Source organism: Rhizobium sp. 10N427 (assembly GCF_056394605.1).
The window spans coordinates 14,689-30,760 of record NZ_JBFTID010000016.1 but is presented as its reverse complement, the minus strand read 5'-3'; the positions used below and the strand labels follow the sequence as shown (position 1 = coordinate 30,760).

Genomic DNA, 16,072 nt, shown 5'->3' with positions numbered 1-16,072 from the left:
ACCGCAAGGGACATCCTTGCGGTCCTGGTTCAGTCAGAGATGGCGGGGAAGCCCCCGGCCGTCAGGCATCAAGCCAGACGCGAGTGGCGACGTAGCCGTTCGACATGTCGTTGCCGATATCGTGGACATAGCCCTTCACCTGCTTGGAGCAGGCGTTCACGAAGTCGTTGAACATCGGCAGGATCAGTCCGCCTTCGTCGCGCACCATCATTGCCATGGTGCGGTACATGTCCTTGCGCTTGGTCTCGTCGAGTTCCGAGCGTGCTTCGAGCAGCAGCTTGTCGAAGTCGGGACGCTTGAAGCGGGTGTCGTTCCAGTCGGCCGTCGAGAGATAGGCCGTGGAATACATCTGGTCCTGCGTCGGGCGCCCACCCCAGTAGGAGGTCGAGAAGGGCTGTACGTTCCAGACGTTGGTCCAGTAGCCGTCACCCGGCTCGCGTTTGACCTCGATCTCGATGCCGGCCTTCTTGCAGCTTTCCTGATAGAGAACCGCCGCATCGACGCCGCCCGGGAAGGCGACTTCGGAGGTGCGCAGCAGCACAGAACCGCTGTGGCCGGACTTCTTGTAATGGAAGGCCGCCTTGTCGGGATCGTAGGCGCGCTGCTCGATGCCTTCGGGGAAGAGGGCATAGGTGTTGTTGATCGGGAAGTCGTTGCCGACCTTGCCGTAGCCGCCGAGGATCTTCTTGACCATGGTTTCGCGGTCCATGGCGTATTTCAGCGCGAGGCGAAGGTCGTTGTTGTCGAACGGCGCCTTGTCGCAATGCATGATGAAGACATAGTGGCCACGGCCCGAGGTCGAGAGAATCTCGACGGTCGGCGCGCGCTTCAGAAGGTCGACGGTCTTCGGATCGACACGGTTGATATAGTGCACCTGGCCGGACGAAAGCGCCGCGATGCGGGCGGTGGCGTCGTTCATGCCGATGATTTCGATGGAATCGACATAGCCGCGATCCGAGCGCCAGTCGTCGGCGTTCTTTTCGAAGGTGGCGCGGACGCCCGGCTCGAAGCTCGCCAGCTTATAGGGACCGGTACCGATCGAGGCGAGCGGATCGTCATTGCCGCCATTCGGCTGGATGACCAGGTGATAGTCCGTCAGTAGCAGCGGCATATCCGCATTGCCTTCGGTCAGCGTCAGCACGAGGTTGCCGCCGTCGGCCTTGATATCCTTGATCGAACCGAGAACGCCGAGCGCGCCCGATTCCGACTTCTTGTCGGTATGACGCTTCAGGGTGGCGACGACGTCGTCGATCGTCAGTTCCTTGCCGTTGTGGAATTTCACGCCCTTGCGGATCTTGAAGGTCCAGGTGGCGGCGTCCTTCGACGGCTCCCAGGATTCGGCCAGCGACGGAACGGCGGCACCCGTCAGCGGATCGGATTCCACCAGCATGTCGCCCCAGCAGCGGCCGACGCAGAACATGAATTGCGAGAGAAACTTCGCCGGGTCCTTCGAGTCGGTGGCAGCGCCGCCTTCGAGGCCAAGCTTCAGGTGGCCGCCGCGCTTTGGTTCGGCGGCTTCAGCGCTTTCGGTGAAGAGCTTGTCGGCGACGGCGAGCGTGAGGCCGGCAGCCATGGCGCGTCCCAGAAATTCGCGGCGGTTCAACCCGCCGGCGGTGACGCGGCTTGCAAGATATTTCGTGTAGTCGTTCATTCCCCTGTTCCTTCTTGTCATGATTTAAGAATTGGCAAGTGGACCGCAGAACCGGTTTCCTCTCCGGTGCCAGGTCCATATTCGTTCGGGAAAACGTCGCGGTTGGTGCCGCCCTATCTTCCTTTCTCGGTTCGACGATTGCGCGTGAGCGGAGGCGCCAGCTTGATGGCGCGGCGATCGGGAATGCCGGGATTTCTTATTGTCCGGCTTGTTTCCTGAAGATCGGAATGATGGGTGAGAATGGCGCCTGCGATGGCGAGACGACAGCGTGCCGCATGCGTCTTCGCCGCGGCGGAAGGCGGGGAGGTCAGCAGCTCAAAGGCGGTAAAGCTACGTCCGTTCAACCTACGCTACCTCCGCTCTTGCGGCGACACGGCCCGTCAGGACTGCCTCTGCCTCTGATATGAGTGAGATTGAATTAAGGGCTGTTTTGGACAGTAGGGGGGCGGGTGTAGCGACATGATCTGCATCGTATGCGACATAACGAGCATATGCCCACACCAAGGGCGGTTTCGCATTGATGGGGGCGGAAAACATTTCGTGCCTCCGCTGGAAAAGCCACCCAGCAGAAAGAGATGCAGTCCCATCCCTCTGGTTGTATTGGTTGATTTCTGCGCTGCCATGCACACCCCATCCCGCTAGCCCGCGCAGTGATGCCTCGCGGTATCTGCTTTCGGGAAGGGGAGTTGGCAGACAGCTCATTGCTCACCCCTGTTTCTTCTGCCCGACATGGCGTCCAACGCCATCCGGGGCAGGGAGGAAGGAATGGCGCTCGGCAATCGCTTTCGCCTCGGCCAGGATTTCCGGCGGCGCCGAAACCGCCTTTCCGGCCTTGGAATCCACATGCAGCAGCATCTGCTCGGCGGTCGCCAATAACTCGCCACTCGCCGCATCGCAGATGCTGTGGAAGACGTGCAGCCGCTTGTCATCGACCAAGAGCAGCTGGCAGGTCGAATAGATCGCCTGGCCAAGCTTGGCTTCGCCGAGATGCCGGATATGGGTCTCCACGGTGTAGTAGCTGTGTCCGGCCTCGACATAGGCGAGACCGGCGCCGATCAGCCGTAGCAGCGCGTCCGTGGTATCGCCGAAGACCTGCAGGTAGCGATGCTCGGTCATGTGGCCGTTGTAATCGACCCAGGCCGGGCTGACCTTGGTATCGACAAGCCGAAGCGGAGCCGAAGTCTTCGCCTGTTCGGCCGGCTTTGCAGCAGCCCAGAGCGAATGCTCGAAATCCTTGAGCAGCTTGCCCGCACCCCAGCCCTTGCCGCCATCACCGACCTTCAGAGCCTGGAAGATACCGGCCAGGTTTTCATCGCGGATCCGTTCGAGCTCGCGGATCGACAGATCGCCCGCTTGCTCGTCCGACTGCTGACCGATCTTTTCGACAAGCGCATCGTCGAGATCGACGACATCCGTCAGCTTGGTCCAGGGCCACTGCAGGCAGGGGCCGAACTGCGCCAGGAAATGGCGCATCCCTGCTTCACCACCGGCGATCCGATAGGTCTGGAATAGACCCATCTGCGCCCAGCGCAGGCCGAAGGAATAGCGGATCACGTCGTCGAGCGTCTCGACGGTGCAGATATCGTCCTGGATCAGCCACAGCGCCTCGCGCCACAGCGCCTCCAGAAGGCGATCGCCGACGAAGGCCTCGATCTCCTTGGCGATATGAACGCCCTTCATGCCGATCGGCGGCAGCTTTTCCAATGCCGCCTTGATCGTTGCATGGCTGGTCTTCTCGCCGCCGACGATCTCTACCAGCGGCAGCAGGTAGACCGGGTTGTAGGGATGGGCGACGAACAGGCGATCGGGGAACTGCATGTCTCGCTGCAGATCGGTCGGCAAAAGGCCCGAGGTCGAGGAGCCGATCAGCGCATCGGGGCGGCAGGCGGCATCGATATGGGTCAGGACGCCGCGCTTCAGATCGAGCCGTTCGGGGACGCTTTCCTGGATCCAGTCGGCATCGACAACGGCTTCTTCAAGCGTCTTGCAGAAGGTCAGCTTGCCGCGCGGGGGCAGGGGGGCGCCTGTCAGCATCGCATAGGCGCGCTCGGCATTGGCGATCACCTCACCGACGATGCGCTGCGCTTCCGGATGCGGGTCGAAGACATCGACATCGATCCCGGCCAGCAGGAACCTTGCGATCCATCCGCCACCGATGACGCCGCCGCCGACACAGGCTGCCTTGTTGATCTTGATCATGCAGCCCTCAACGCTTCTTCAGCTTCAGTTTTTCACGCACGGCCGCAGGCCCGATGATGCGCGCACCCATGCCCTCGACCACCTGCACGGCCTTTTCGACCAGTTGCGCATTGGTGGCGAGCATGCCTTTCCCGGCATAGAGATTGTCTTCGAGGCCGACGCGGACATTGCCGCCCGCGAGCACCGCCGCAGCCGGATAGGCCATGGCGTTGCGGCCGATCGAGAAGGCCGAAAAGGTCCAGCTCTTGGGCACGTTATTGACCATCGCCATGAAGGTGTTGAGATCGTCAGGCGCGCCCCAGGGAATGCCCATGCAGAGCTGGATCAGCACCGGATCCTCGATCAGGCCTTCTTCGGCGAGCTGCTTGGCAAACCAGAGATGGCCGGTGTCGAAGGCCTCGATCTCGGGGCGCACTCCGAGATCGGTCATCTTCTTCGCCATCGCCCGCAGCATCGCCGGCGTGTTGGTCATGACGTAATCGCCGAGGCTGAAATTCATCGTGCCGCAGTCGAGCGTGCAGATCTCCGGCAGGCATTCGGCGATATGGCTGACGCGCTCGGTGGCGCCGGCCATGTCGGTGCCTTCGGGATTGAGCGGCAGCGGGCGTTCGACATCGCCGAAAATCAGGTCACCGCCCATGCCGGCAGTCAAGTTCAGCACGACGTCGATATCGGCGGAGCGGATGCGGTCCGTCACTTCGCGGTAGAGATCGTTGCGGCGGCTTGCAGCCCCCGTCTCGGGATCGCGGACGTGACAGTGAACAACGGCCGCCCCCGCCTTGGCGGCGTCGATCGCGGAATCCGCGATCTGCTTGGGAGTAATGGGAACGTGGCTGGATTTCGAAACCGTGTCACCGGCGCCGGTGACGGCACAGGTGATGAAGACATCGCGGTTCATCGCAAGAGGCATCGTGTTCTCCCTCGTATTGACCCCATTACGCTGCAAGATGCGGCCGCATGCTTTGCAGAAACGGAATTGATTGATACAGTTTCGGCAATCTGGAGAGACCATGCTCAGCCGCTCGAACGACCGCCTCGATCTCGATCTTCTCGTTCTGCCGGAGACGAACCTGATCCTGCTCGCCTCGGTGATTGAGCCGATGCGCGGGGCAAACCGTATCGCCGGCAGCGAGCTCTACCGCTGGCGGCTTTTGACGCCTGATGGCGCGCCTGTCTTGACGACGAGCGGCATTCCGGTGCCTGCGGCCGGGGCATTCAGCACTGCACGGGAGGATGCGCCACTCTTCGTTCTGGCGAGCTACAACTGGCGCCGCAGCGCGACAGCAGCGCTGAAAATGCAGCTCTCGCAGGCGGCGCGCCATCGCAGCGTCATTGCCGGAATCGAATCCGGCACCTGGCTGCTGGCCGAATCCAGCCTTCTCGACCGCCTGACGGCAACGATTCACTGGGAGGATTTCGAGGATTTTTCGCTGGCCTATCCGCAGGTCAAAGCGGTCAAGGACCGCTTCGTCATCGACGGAAAGCGCCTCACCACGGCGGGGCCGCTCCCGACCGTCGATCTGATGCTGGAGATCATCCGCCAGCGGCAGGGCTATTCGCTGGCGCTCGAAGTCAGCCGCCTTTTCAGCTACGAGCAGATCTCGTTCCACAACCAAAGCCAGCTTTCACCCTCCGCCGCGGGCTTGAGCATGCGCGATCCGCGCGTGGCGGCGGCCGTGCGTCTGATGGAGGAGCATATCGAGCAGCCGGTCATGCTGAGCCGTATCGCCAAACGCGTCGGCGTCAGCGCCCGCCACTTGCAGGGATTGTTTCAGGAGAGCATCGGCGCGCCGCCACATGTGCATTATCTGGCATTGCGGCTGAATGCGGCGCGGCGGAAAGTCATCGAGACCAAGGCATCTTTCGCTGATATCGCCGCCGCTACCGGGTTCAACTCCGCCTCCGCCTTTGCCCGCAGCTACCGCGCGAGCTTCTCCGAAAGCCCCTCAGACACCCGGCGGAGGCTGCGCCGCCCCGTTACGCCAGTGCCTGATACCCAATCGGCTTGAACGCCTCGCGAACCATTTCCGCGAGCTCGCGGACAGCTTCGGTTGAATGATAAGGATTGCGGCGCAGAACGACACGCGAGGAATCGACCGGCGGAAAGCCGTCATCTGCCGTCAGCTCCCGGCAACCGGGCGGGATATTGCTCCGCGACAGCGTGGTCACTGCGAGGCCCGCGGATGCTGCGTTCTTCAACCCGGAGCTTGTGTCTGCGACAAAAGCGACCCGGTATTTCCGTCCCTGGAGATCGAGCGAACGGAAGGCGAAGTCGCGCGACCATGTGGAATTCCGGTAGGTCGCAATCGGCAGGGGATCGAGATCCTGCAGCCGGTGCACCATGGAGGTGACCCACACCGTCGGATCGACGCAGAGAACCTCACCCGGCGACTGGTTGTTCCAGTCGAAGACCACAGCGAGATCGAGCTCGTCGCGCTCGAGCGCGGCAAGATTCCGCGCCGTGTAATCGCAGGACACCGTAACCTCGACAGCCGGATGCCGGACGGCAAAGGCGGAAAGTGCTGCCGGCAGCACCGTCTGGCTGTATTCCTCGGGAATGCCGATGCGGACCGGCCCATCCAGCGGCTTGGTACGGATCGTCGCCGCAGCTTCGTCCAGCAGGTCGATGACGCGGCGCGCATAGGGCAGGAGCTGCAGGCCCCAGCGGGTCGGCACAACGCCGCGGGCTCCGCGCTCGAAGAGACTTTCGCCTATGGTTTCCTCAAGTTTCTTGATCTGCGCGCTGACCGCAGACTGCGTCCGCCCGATCGCCTGCGCCGCTGCCGAAAAATTCGACGTCTCGACGACGACGAGGAAGGTCCGGAGCAGATCGCTTTCGATGGGTTGCCGCATGGTCCAGCCACAAAAAATTCAGATGGCAGCCATCTCAACTATTCGTTTGCCTGATGTCAAGAATGAGAGCAAACAGGGCAAATCAGACCTCTGGTTCGGGAAAACCAATGTCACTCAATACGGACGTCCGCCCGCTCGGATTGAGCGAGCACGAGAAGGGCGTCATTCTGGTGGTTGCCGCAACGCTGGCTTGGAGCGCGAGCGGCATCTACTCACGCATGCTCAGCATCGATGCCTGGACGACGATCGCCTGGCGGTCGCTGTTCGGCGGCCTGTTTCTGCTGATACCGAGCTTCTTCCTCGAAGGCGGCTTGTCGAGAAAGCAATGGGCTTCGATCTTCCATCCGTCGGGCATGGCGATGATCGCCTGCCAGACCTTTTGCCAGGCCTGTTTCATCGGCGCGCTCTATACGACCAGCGTGGCAAATGTCGCGGTGATCTATGCGACGGCCCCGTTCATCGCCGCGCTGCTCGGCTGGTTGCTGCTCCGGGAACGCGTTGCACGGCGAACCATGATGGCGGGCGGCGCCTGTCTGCTCGGCGTCGTCATCATCGTCGCCTCGTCGATCGGGGGAGGGACGGGCCTCGGCGATCTTCTCGCCCTCGGCATGACGGCATCCTTCGCCCTGATCATCGTCATTCCGCGTATCAGCCCCGGCGTGCCAAGCCTGCCGCCGACCATCGTCAGCGCTTTCCTGACACTGGCGATCTTCTCGCCCTTCGGTTCAGTCGGATCGATCGACCTCTATAACTGGGTCGTCCTTGCAGCTTTCGGCGCCACCAACTTCTCGATCGCGCTTGTGCTGTTCCTCGCCGGCGCGAAGCGCATGCCGCCGGCCGAGGCGGCGCTCATCGGCACGATGGAAATCGTCCTGACGCCATTTTGGGTTTGGCTGTTTCTCAGCGAGAGGCCTCCCCTGGCAACCGTGCTCGGTGGGGTCGTCATCGTCGCAGCCGTCGTCTGGCACACGGCTGCCGATTTCCTGCGGGGGCGCACGGAAGCACGCTCGCGCGGCAAAACTGCCGCGTGAACATGCGTCCTCAATGCCGGCTTTTGAGAAAACAGGCGTTGCCAGAATATTTTTCCTGTACGAACACCAAAATCGAAACGATCTGATCTGTCGAAACAATTGCCGCGCCGTAAGTTGACGGCCTGCGGGTGACACGGCGCATCGCCGGAACGACGCTCAAAGAAGAAATATATAAGGAGATCAAAATGTTGCTGCAGTCTTGCCGCGCCGCGCTGCTCGGTGCCGTTTTCAGCTTTGCTTTAAGCCCGCTCGCCGCCTACGCCGAAACCCCTGCCGATACGCTGGTCGTTGCGCAGTCGATCGATGACGCCGTCAGCTTCGACCCGGCCGAAGGTTTCGAACTCACCACCGTTCAGTCATTCAACAATCTCTATCAGCGTCTCGTACAGTCGAACCGCGACGACGGCACCAAGATCGAGCCGGCGCTCGCCGCGTCCTGGGAAGCTGGCAGTGACGGCAAGAACCTGACCTTCGCGCTCGCCGATGCCAAGTTCGCATCCGGCAATCCGGTTCGTCCTGAAGACGTGATCTTCTCGCTGACACGCGCCGTGAAGCTCAACAAATCCCCGGCCTTCATCCTCAATGAACTCGGCTGGAAGGCCGACAACGTCGATGCCGCCGTCACCAAGGTAGACGACAAGCACGTGAAGCTCACATGGACCGCCGATGTCGGTGCCGGCTTTGCGCTGTCGCTGCTGACCGCGCCGATCGCTTCGGTTGTCGATGAGCAGACGGTTTCGGCAGAGGCCAAGGACAATGATTTCGGCAATGGCTGGTTGAAGACCAATTCCGCAGGCAGCGGCGCCTTCACGATCGCCACCTACACGCCGCATGAGGCGCTGGTGCTGCAGGCGAACGCCAATTCGTCCGACAAGCCGAAGCTCGAGAATGTCATCATCCGCAACGTGCCCGACGTCGGCGCCCGCCGCCTGCTCGTCGAGCAGGGCGATGCCGATATCGCCCGCGGCCTCGCTGCCGACCAGATCGACGCACTGAAGGACAAGAGTGGCGTCAAGGTTCTCTCGGTTCCCTCGGCACGCACCGATTACATCCTCTTGAACACCAAGGCCAACCCGACGCTCGGCAACCCGGCCTTCTGGGAAGCAGCCCGCTATCTCGTCGACTACGATGGTATCGCCAAGAACCTGCTGCGCGGCCAGAGCACTGTTCACCAGTCCTTCCTGCCGGTCGGCTTCCCGGGCGCTCTGACGGACACCCCGTTCAAGCTCGACGTCGAGAAGGCGAAGAAGGTACTTGCGGATGCAGGCATCAAGACGCCGTTCAAGGTCGAGTTCATCGTCTTCAACGACCAGCCGTTCCTCTCGATCGCCCAGTCGCTGCAGTCGACCTTCGCTCAGGCCGGTATCACCCTCGATATCCAGCCGGGCGTCGCCAGCGACATCTATGCCCGCGGCCGCTCCGGCAAGTTCGAAATGACGCTGCGTTACTGGATCCCGGACTATTTCGATCCGCATTCCAACGCGAGCGCCTTTGCAATCAACAAGGACAACTCGACCAACACGGCCGCGAAATATGCCGGCTGGGTGATCCCCGAGCTGACCGACGAGACGCTCGCCGCCGTCAAGGAACAGGACGCCGCCAAGCGCGCCGCGCTCTATCAGGACCTGCAGAAGAAGATCCAGGCGAGTTCGCCCTTCATCTTTACGCTTCAGGGCAACGATCAGGTCGTGATAAGCGACAAGGTCAAGAACTATGCCCAGGGCCTGAATGCAGATCAGGTCTATTACGACAAGGTAGAGAAATAAGTGCCGCAAACGGCAACCGATAATAGCGCCGACATGAACAACTCCCGCCAGCACAACAGCTGGCGGGAGTTGTCTTTCGTCTGGCCGCTCATCAAGTGGACATGGTCTTTCGCGCTGACGCTGTTCGGGTTAGCGGTGGTGACCTTTGCGATGACGCGGCTCTCGCCGATCGATCCGGCGCTGCAGCTGGTCGGCGATCATGCCAGCCAATCGACCTATCAGCAGGCGCGGGTGGAGCTGGGGCTCGATCAGCCCTTGCCACTTCAGTTCGTCCGCTATGTCGAGACGGCGCTGTCGGGCAATTTCGGCCAGTCGATCTCCACAGGCCAGCCGGTCGCCAAGGATATCGCCCGCACCTTCCCGGCAACGATCGAGCTGGCGACCGCGGCCATCATTCTGGGAGCCGTGATCGGCCTTGCGCTCGGCATCGCCGCCGCCATGCGGCAAGGCACCTGGGTGGATAGTCTTGCCCGCTTCGTCTCGCTCTTTGGCTACTCGGTGCCGATCTTCTGGCTTGGCCTGCTGATGCTGCTCCTGTTTTACGCCCGGCTGCACTGGGCGCCGGGACCGGGCAGGGCGGATGTGGTTTTTCAATACACCGTCAAGCCGGTCACCGGCTTTGCCCTGATCGATACATGGATGTCCGGCAAGGCGGGCGCCTTTCGCGATGCACTCGCCCATCTGGCATTGCCGGCCACCGTTCTGGCCCTGAATGCGCTGGCTGCCATCTCCCGGCTGACGCGTGCCGCCATCCTCACCGAACTCGGCCAGGAATATGTGACGACAGCGCGCGCCAAAGGGGCAGGTCTCGGCCGCATCGTCTTCGTCCACATTCTTCCCAATATTTCAGGAACGCTACTGACCGTGATTGCTCTTTCCTACGCCAGTCTGCTCGAAGGCGCGGTGTTGACGGAAACCGTCTTTGCCTGGCCCGGTATCGGCCGCTATCTGACGACGGCGATGTTTGCGGGGGACATGCCTGCCATCCTCGGCGCCACACTGATCGTCGGCGCCTGCTTCGTGCTTCTGAATGCGCTGACCGATCTCGGTGTCGCCCGGCTGGAAGCGGGGAAGACGCGATGAGTGCGATCGTCCAAGCGCCGCTCGGCGGTCCGTCCTTCGTCCGGCGTGTCCTGCGCTCGCCATCGGCCGCCGCCGGCAGCGCCGTTGTGCTTCTCATTCTCACCTTCGCGCTGCTGGCGCCGCTGATTGCGCCCTATGACCCAAACCTGCAGGAGACCGCAAACCGGCTGATGCCGCCGAGCGCCCTGCACTGGCTCGGCACCGACGCCTTCGGAAGAGATATCCTGTCGCGCATGATTTACGGCGCGCGGCCGACCTTGCTCCTCGTTCTCGTCGTCGTGCTGCTGATGGCGCCGCTCGGCATTCTCGTCGGCATCTTCGCGGGCTTCTTCGGCGGCATGACCGAGCGCCTGCTGATGCGGATCACCGATATCGTCATGTCCTTTCCGCGTCTGCTGCTCGCCTTCGCCTTTGTCGCGATCATGGGGCCGGGCCTCATCAACGGTGCATTGGCGCTGGCGCTGACCAGCTGGCCAGCCTATGCGCGGCAAGCCCGCGTGGAGACCGCTGCTCTGAGGCGCAGCGATTATCTGGCGGCCGCCGAAATGGTCGGTATCCGGGGAGCGCGATTGCTTTGGGGCCATATCCTGCCGTTGGTGCTGCCATCCGCCATCATCCGTCTGGCGCTCGATCTCTCGGGAATCATTCTCGCGGCCGCGGGGCTGGGGTTCCTCGGCCTCGGCGTTCGTCCGCCGACGGCGGAATGGGGTTCGATGGTCTCCGAAGGCACGCAGGTGATCTTCGATCAATGGTGGGTGGCCGCGGTTCCCGGTGTTGCCATTCTCGTCACCTCCTTTTCCTTCAATCTGCTGGCCGACGGCCTGCGCGACATTCTGGATCCGCGTCATGACTGAGCCGCTGCTCTCCGCCGAGGATCTATCTGTTACCTTTCCCTCGGAGGCCGGCCCGATCCGGGTTGTCGATGGAATTTCCTTTTCGGTCGGACGCGAAGTGGTCGCACTCGTCGGTGAATCCGGTTCTGGCAAGTCGATGACGGGCAGGGCGGTCATGGGCCTTCTGCCGAGGCGCGCTGAGGTCGCGGCGAAACGCTTGTCCTTCGATGAAAAGGACCTCACTGCGCTTTCAGCGTCCGGCTGGAACAGCCTGCGCGGCAGCGGCCTTGGCCTGATTTTGCAGGATCCAAAATATTCGCTGAACCCGGCCCGTAAAATCGGCCGGCAGGTCGAGGAAACCCTGCTGCTGCACACCAAGCTTTCATCCGCTGAACGGCGCGAGTGCGCACTCGACATGCTCGGCAAGGTCGGCCTGCCTGACCCCGGGCGGATCTATTCCAGTTATCCTGCCGCCTTGTCGGGCGGAATGGGCCAGCGCGTGATGATCGCTGCCATGCTGATCAACCGGCCGAAGCTGCTGATAGCCGACGAACCGACATCGGCGCTCGATCGCGAGCTACAGGACCAGATCCTGACCTTGCTGCGCTCGCTGACCGAAGAGCTCGGCATGGGGCTGCTGCTGATCAGCCACGACCTGCAACAGGTTTCCCGCTATGCCGACCGCGTCATGGTCATGCGCCAGGGAAGGATCGAGGAGCAGATGGCCTCCGCCGATCTTGCCAATGCCAGCTCCGCCTATACCCGTGCACTCTGGGCCGCCCGCCCGTCGGCGGCGACCTATGGGACACGGCTTCCCGTCTATGGAGACGAGGCATGAGCGCGCTGACGATCGCCGATCTCTCCGTCACTTTCCAGGGCGGTGGCAAGGGCTTCACCGCCGTGCGCGGGGTGAGTTTCGATGTCGCGCCGGGCGAGACCTTCGGACTTATCGGCCCGTCGGGATGCGGCAAGACCACCGTTCTGCGCGCAGTCGCCGGCTTGAACACCAATTGGCAGGGCTCGATCTCGGTGTTTGGCGAACCTCTGCACCCCGGCCGGAAAATCACCGGCGCCTTACGCGCCGGTATCCAGATGGTGTTCCAGGATCCCTATTCGTCGCTGCATCCGCGCCATCGCATCTCCCGCATTCTCGGCGAGCCGCTTTCGCTGCGCGGCATTCGCAATGTCGAGGAAGAGGTGCGTATCGCGCTCGATCAGGTTGGGCTGCCCTCAGCCGTTGCCGGCCGCTATCCGCACCAGCTTTCTGGCGGCCAGCGCCAGCGTGTGGCGATTGCCCGTGCGCTCTTGCTCAAACCCAAGCTGTTGTTGCTCGACGAGCCGACCTCGGCGCTCGATGTCTCGGTGCAGGCCGAAATCCTGAACCTGCTCAACGATCTCAAGGCCTCGCACGGCTTGACCTTCATTCTGGTCACCCACGACACCGGCGTCGTCGCCCATATGTGTGACCGCGCCGTCGTCATGGAAGCCGGGAGGGTTGCGCAAGTCCTGGATCGAGAGGCGCTTTCCGGCAGCACCGTGCCCGATTGAATTCCAGGCTGTAAACTGGCCGGCAGTGAACATGCGGCATAGGTACACCGGTTCGAACTTCTCCTTTTCGCCACGGCAAACATCCGCTATCAACCGCGTCGACATACCGAAACTGCAAACGGTCTTATCTGGCTACCCCATGACCCCTCCCAGTCCGCAGCGCTTTTCCGATAAAAACTCGCTTGCGTCCCGCCTGTTTCACCCGATCCTTGCCGGCGCCACGCTGCGGGACCGGCTGCTCGCCTGTTTGGGCGCGCTCGTCGCCATCGCGATGACGGGCATGTTGTGTGGATTCCTGTTCGGTGAGGGATCGCATCTGCCGCTGATCGTAGCCCCCATGGGAGCTTCCGCTGTTCTATTGTTCGCTGTCCCCGCAAGCCCGCTCGCGCAGCCATGGTCGATCATCGGCGGCAATACCATCTCGGCTTTGATGGGCGTCGCGGCAGCGAGCCTGATCAGGGATCCGATCGTTGCCACAGGCGTCGGCGTATCGCTCGCCATTGCGGCCATGTCCCTGACACGATGCCTGCACCCGCCCGGCGGCGCTGCGGCGCTGACCGCTGTTCTCGGCGGACCCGTCGTCGCCAGCTGGGGCCTGCTTTTCCCCTTCGTGCCGGTGGCTCTCAATTCCTGCTTGCTGGTGGCGATCGGGCTGCTGTTCCACAAGCTCTCGCGGCACAACTATCCGCATGTCGTCATCGCGCCCGCAAATACCCATCGGACCGCCGATCCACGTCCGGAAGAGCGGACGGGATTTCGGGAGGAAGATATCGACGCGGCACTTGCGGCACTGAACGAGACCTTCGACATCGACCGTGCCGACCTTGGCCGTTTGCTGCGCCGGGTTGAATTCGAGGCCGTCGCGCGCTCCAATGCCGAGATCAGCTGCGCCGACATCATGTCGCGTGATGTGATCGCCATCGACGCCGATGCGACAGTCGAACAGGCCCGCTGGCTGCTGCTCAACCACAACGTCCGCACCCTGCCGGTGAGGGATGCCCGGCGGCGGCTGATCGGCACCGTTGGACTGCGCGAACTGGCGCTTTTTTCGGGTGCCCTGGAAGGGCGCATTTCGGAAGCGACGACAGCGCGCGCCAGTGACCGCGCCTTCGATCTTCTGCCTCTGCTGACCAACGGCCGGACGCATGCCGTCATCATCATCGACGAGAACGATCAAATTCTTGGCTTGGTTTCGCAGACGGACCTCCTGAGCTCCGTCTCACGCTCGCTGCCGAAAAAACCCGGCGAAGAGGGTGCAGCGGCCTGAACAGCTCAGCGCAGCGCCAGATAGCAGAGCAGGCAGGCTGCCGATAAGACGGCCGCCAGCCTCGGGCTTTGCTGATCGAAAATCAGTGCAACCACGATGCCACCCGCGACCGTCAGGCTTGCGTGCCAGAGGTCCTTGTCCGATACGGTCAAGGCGAGGGCTGCCAGAAAAACCGCGCTCGCAACCATGGTGACCGGTTCCGACTGTTCGGCGATGTCGCGCCGGGCAAGATAGGGAAGGGCAAAGCGGCGCAGGCTGAGGCCGAGCGCCGCCGCAAGCAGAAGACAGGTCATCAGAAGGTTGAACATCGGCCGCCGATCGATTGTTGGTCGATCAATCGACGCAAATCCCGTGCCATTTGAAAACAGCCTGTATTGCCGTAGCCTCCGGCGGTCACTGACTATTTCTTCCGCACCCAGCGCGTTTTTTCGTCAGATTGGCTGTGCAATCTCGTTATGCCGAGCAACGCTGTAAGGCCTATACGTCGACCCGTTGCATGGCTGTTGGCACGCTTCGGATCCAACGGCTTAGCGCCGGCCGAGATCGATGCCGAGTGAGACAAGGGCGGGATTGTCGGTTGCGGCCGCGCCGGCAGCGTTACTGGCAAAGCCAGAGACGTTGGGTTGAAGCGCGATTGCGATCGGCAATGCTGCCGCGCCAAGCGCTGGAAGCTCCGAGCTGTGCTCGGCCCTCATCAAGCGGGGTAGGGTGCTTGAATGCCGGTGGATCATCGCCGGCGGCAGCGGCGTCGTCGCATCCATGAGACGTTCGAGAAGCTCTGCCGGCAACCCGCCGCCGATGACGACGGTGTCCGGGTCGAACATTGCCTCGATATTGCGGATCGCGATGCGCAGATACTGCGCCGCCTCACGCAGCCACGCTGTCAGGCGTGGATCGTCCTCAACCAAGCGCTCGACAAGCTCTTCGGCCGAAACCTCGTCCGGCGTGCGTGCCGGGCCGCAGATGGTTTCTGCCGCCGCATAGAAGGAGACATATTGCTCCAGGCAGCCGCGGCTGCCGCAGGCACAGAACCGTCCGCCCGGCTTGACGATCAGGTGGCCGATTTCGCCGGCGCCGCCGAACGCCCCTCGAAAGTGCTGGCCATCCAGTACCAGACCGCCGCCAATGCCGAGATTGAAGTGCAGATAGAAGAACGAGCGGACCGTGCGCCCGATACCATAGAGCCGCTCGCCGATCGCCGCGACCGTCGCGTCATTCTCGACAAATGTCTTGATCCCCGTCAGTTCCTCGAGACGCGATGTCAGCGGAAACTTCGTCCAATCGTCGCCTTCCTGCACCTTGTCGTACCAGAAGGTGCCGTTCTCGACGGTGCCCGGAACGCTGCAGCCCACACCCCAGATCTCCTCGCGCCGCACTTGCCCCGCCACCAGCAGCCCGGAGGCGATGTCCGCCAGCACGCCGGCGGTAGTCTTCGGGTCGCGCTCGCCAAGGATCCGGGTTTCGGTGGCGACAACTGCGCCGGTCAGATCGACAAGCAGGCCGGTGACGCGCTGATAGGCGAGGCTGAGGCCGATCGTGTAGCCGCCGCTCGGATTGAGAGACAGCTCCACAGCCGGCTGCCCACGCTGTCCTGCACGTTTGCCCTGCTGGCGGATCAGGCCTGCTTCCTCGAGATCCGCCGCGATGTTCGAGATTGCCTGAACCGTCAGGCCGATCGTTTGCGCCAGCTCGGTACGGGTGATCGGTCCACTGCGCCGGACGGCATCGAACACGGCTCTCCTGTTGAGCGTTCGGGTCTGTAGCAGGTTTGTGCCGGGCAGCGCACCGTCACGATCGAGGCGAAGATTCATGCCGCCATTCATACCATCACGGCCTGCTTT

Annotated in this window: 14 protein-coding genes; 8 read left to right on the top strand and 6 right to left on the bottom strand. The window is 62.5% G+C overall.

The annotated features are described in order from the left end of the window. Positions 1 to 61 precede the first annotated feature (61 nt). The 3 genes from AC1DIJ_RS25465 to bcoG all read right to left on the bottom strand — a co-directional run bounded on the left by AC1DIJ_RS25465 (position 62) and on the right by bcoG (position 4,760). The gene (locus tag AC1DIJ_RS25465; RefSeq protein ID WP_112388202.1) at positions 62 to 1,651 is read right to left on the bottom strand and encodes an ABC transporter substrate-binding protein; all 1,590 of its coding nucleotides are present in this window, start codon (positions 1,649 to 1,651) and stop codon (positions 62 to 64) included. A 705-nt stretch (positions 1,652 to 2,356) separates the two neighbouring features. Beyond that, entirely contained in the window at positions 2,357 to 3,850 is a 1,494-nt protein-coding gene (locus tag AC1DIJ_RS25460) for a carnitine 3-dehydrogenase (protein WP_112388200.1), read from the bottom strand. 7 nt (positions 3,851 to 3,857) lie between these two features. After that, the gene (bcoG, locus tag AC1DIJ_RS25455) at positions 3,858 to 4,760 is read right to left on the bottom strand and encodes a 3-dehydrocarnitine:acetyl-CoA trimethylamine transferase BcoG (RefSeq protein WP_112388199.1); all 903 of its coding nucleotides are present in this window, start codon (positions 4,758 to 4,760) and stop codon (positions 3,858 to 3,860) included. A 100-nt stretch (positions 4,761 to 4,860) separates the two neighbouring features. On the opposite strand from bcoG, the gene AC1DIJ_RS25450 reads away from it, so the two are divergent. Continuing rightward, positions 4,861 to 5,859 carry a GlxA family transcriptional regulator gene (locus AC1DIJ_RS25450; protein ID WP_310291212.1) on the top strand — a complete coding sequence of 333 codons (999 nt, stop codon included), beginning with the start codon at positions 4,861 to 4,863 and terminating at the stop codon, positions 5,857 to 5,859. Here AC1DIJ_RS25450 and AC1DIJ_RS25445 read toward each other — a convergent pair. Further along, positions 5,828 to 6,703 (bottom strand): LysR substrate-binding domain-containing protein, encoded by an 876-nt coding sequence (locus AC1DIJ_RS25445; RefSeq protein ID WP_112388197.1) that lies wholly within the window; start codon positions 6,701 to 6,703, stop codon positions 5,828 to 5,830. The two genes, AC1DIJ_RS25450 and AC1DIJ_RS25445, sit on opposite strands and share 32 nt — an antisense overlap. Before the next feature lie 107 nt (positions 6,704 to 6,810). Between AC1DIJ_RS25445 and AC1DIJ_RS25440 the strand changes: the two genes are divergently transcribed. The 7 genes from AC1DIJ_RS25440 (at position 6,811) to AC1DIJ_RS25410 (ending at position 14,231) form a co-directional block, all read left to right on the top strand. Further along, the gene (locus AC1DIJ_RS25440) at positions 6,811 to 7,734 is read left to right on the top strand and encodes a DMT family transporter (RefSeq protein WP_112388196.1); all 924 of its coding nucleotides are present in this window, start codon (positions 6,811 to 6,813) and stop codon (positions 7,732 to 7,734) included. Positions 7,735 to 7,919: 185 nt separating this feature from the next. Further along, the gene (locus tag AC1DIJ_RS25435; protein ID WP_112388195.1) at positions 7,920 to 9,500 is read left to right on the top strand and encodes an ABC transporter substrate-binding protein; all 1,581 of its coding nucleotides are present in this window, start codon (positions 7,920 to 7,922) and stop codon (positions 9,498 to 9,500) included. Next, complete coding sequence (locus AC1DIJ_RS25430; protein ID WP_112388194.1) at positions 9,501 to 10,583, top strand: ABC transporter permease; 1,083 nt, start codon at positions 9,501 to 9,503, stop codon at positions 10,581 to 10,583. Next, positions 10,580 to 11,437: an ABC transporter permease gene (locus AC1DIJ_RS25425; RefSeq protein WP_112388193.1), complete on the top strand. Its 858-nt coding sequence runs from the start codon at positions 10,580 to 10,582 to the stop codon at positions 11,435 to 11,437. Before AC1DIJ_RS25430 ends, AC1DIJ_RS25425 begins: the two co-directional genes overlap by 4 nt. After that, the gene (locus AC1DIJ_RS25420; RefSeq protein WP_112388192.1) at positions 11,430 to 12,254 is read left to right on the top strand and encodes an ATP-binding cassette domain-containing protein; all 825 of its coding nucleotides are present in this window, start codon (positions 11,430 to 11,432) and stop codon (positions 12,252 to 12,254) included. Before AC1DIJ_RS25425 ends, AC1DIJ_RS25420 begins: the two co-directional genes overlap by 8 nt. Further along, positions 12,251 to 12,964 carry an ABC transporter ATP-binding protein gene (locus AC1DIJ_RS25415; RefSeq protein WP_112388191.1) on the top strand — a complete coding sequence of 238 codons (714 nt, stop codon included), beginning with the start codon at positions 12,251 to 12,253 and terminating at the stop codon, positions 12,962 to 12,964. The genes AC1DIJ_RS25420 and AC1DIJ_RS25415 overlap by 4 nt, the downstream gene beginning before the upstream one ends. 139 nt (positions 12,965 to 13,103) lie before the next feature. Then, on the top strand, positions 13,104 to 14,231 hold the full coding sequence (locus AC1DIJ_RS25410; RefSeq protein WP_112388190.1) for an HPP family protein: 1,128 nt from the start codon (positions 13,104 to 13,106) through the stop codon (positions 14,229 to 14,231). Positions 14,232 to 14,236: 5 nt separating this feature from the next. Here AC1DIJ_RS25410 and AC1DIJ_RS25405 read toward each other — a convergent pair whose 3' ends face one another. After that, complete coding sequence (locus tag AC1DIJ_RS25405) at positions 14,237 to 14,539, bottom strand: hypothetical protein (RefSeq protein ID WP_112388189.1); 303 nt, start codon at positions 14,537 to 14,539, stop codon at positions 14,237 to 14,239. A 219-nt stretch (positions 14,540 to 14,758) separates the two neighbouring features. Further along, complete coding sequence (locus tag AC1DIJ_RS25400) at positions 14,759 to 16,042, bottom strand: ROK family transcriptional regulator (protein WP_162698898.1); 1,284 nt, start codon at positions 16,040 to 16,042, stop codon at positions 14,759 to 14,761. Positions 16,043 to 16,072: the final 30 nt, after the last annotated feature.

Bases quoted from the DNA above. Each gene is read 5' to 3' on its own strand.
- AC1DIJ_RS25465 (WP_112388202.1), bottom strand. From the start codon at position 1,651: ATGAACGACTACACGAAATATCTTGCAAGCCGCGTCACCGCCGGCGGG.
- AC1DIJ_RS25460 (WP_112388200.1), bottom strand. From the start codon at position 3,850: ATGATCAAGATCAACAAGGCAGCCTGTGTCGGCGGCGGCGTCATCGGT.
- bcoG (WP_112388199.1), bottom strand. From the start codon at position 4,760: ATGCCTCTTGCGATGAACCGCGATGTCTTCATCACCTGTGCCGTCACC.
- AC1DIJ_RS25450 (WP_310291212.1), top strand. From the start codon at position 4,861: ATGCTCAGCCGCTCGAACGACCGCCTCGATCTCGATCTTCTCGTTCTG.
- AC1DIJ_RS25445 (WP_112388197.1), bottom strand. From the start codon at position 6,703: ATGCGGCAACCCATCGAAAGCGATCTGCTCCGGACCTTCCTCGTCGTC.
- AC1DIJ_RS25440 (WP_112388196.1), top strand. From the start codon at position 6,811: ATGTCACTCAATACGGACGTCCGCCCGCTCGGATTGAGCGAGCACGAG.
- AC1DIJ_RS25435 (WP_112388195.1), top strand. From the start codon at position 7,920: ATGTTGCTGCAGTCTTGCCGCGCCGCGCTGCTCGGTGCCGTTTTCAGC.
- AC1DIJ_RS25425 (WP_112388193.1), top strand. From the start codon at position 10,580: ATGAGTGCGATCGTCCAAGCGCCGCTCGGCGGTCCGTCCTTCGTCCGG.
- AC1DIJ_RS25420 (WP_112388192.1), top strand. From the start codon at position 11,430: ATGACTGAGCCGCTGCTCTCCGCCGAGGATCTATCTGTTACCTTTCCC.
- AC1DIJ_RS25415 (WP_112388191.1), top strand. From the start codon at position 12,251: ATGAGCGCGCTGACGATCGCCGATCTCTCCGTCACTTTCCAGGGCGGT.
- AC1DIJ_RS25410 (WP_112388190.1), top strand. From the start codon at position 13,104: ATGACCCCTCCCAGTCCGCAGCGCTTTTCCGATAAAAACTCGCTTGCG.
- AC1DIJ_RS25405 (WP_112388189.1), bottom strand. From the start codon at position 14,539: ATGTTCAACCTTCTGATGACCTGTCTTCTGCTTGCGGCGGCGCTCGGC.
- AC1DIJ_RS25400 (WP_162698898.1), bottom strand. From the start codon at position 16,042: ATGAATCTTCGCCTCGATCGTGACGGTGCGCTGCCCGGCACAAACCTG.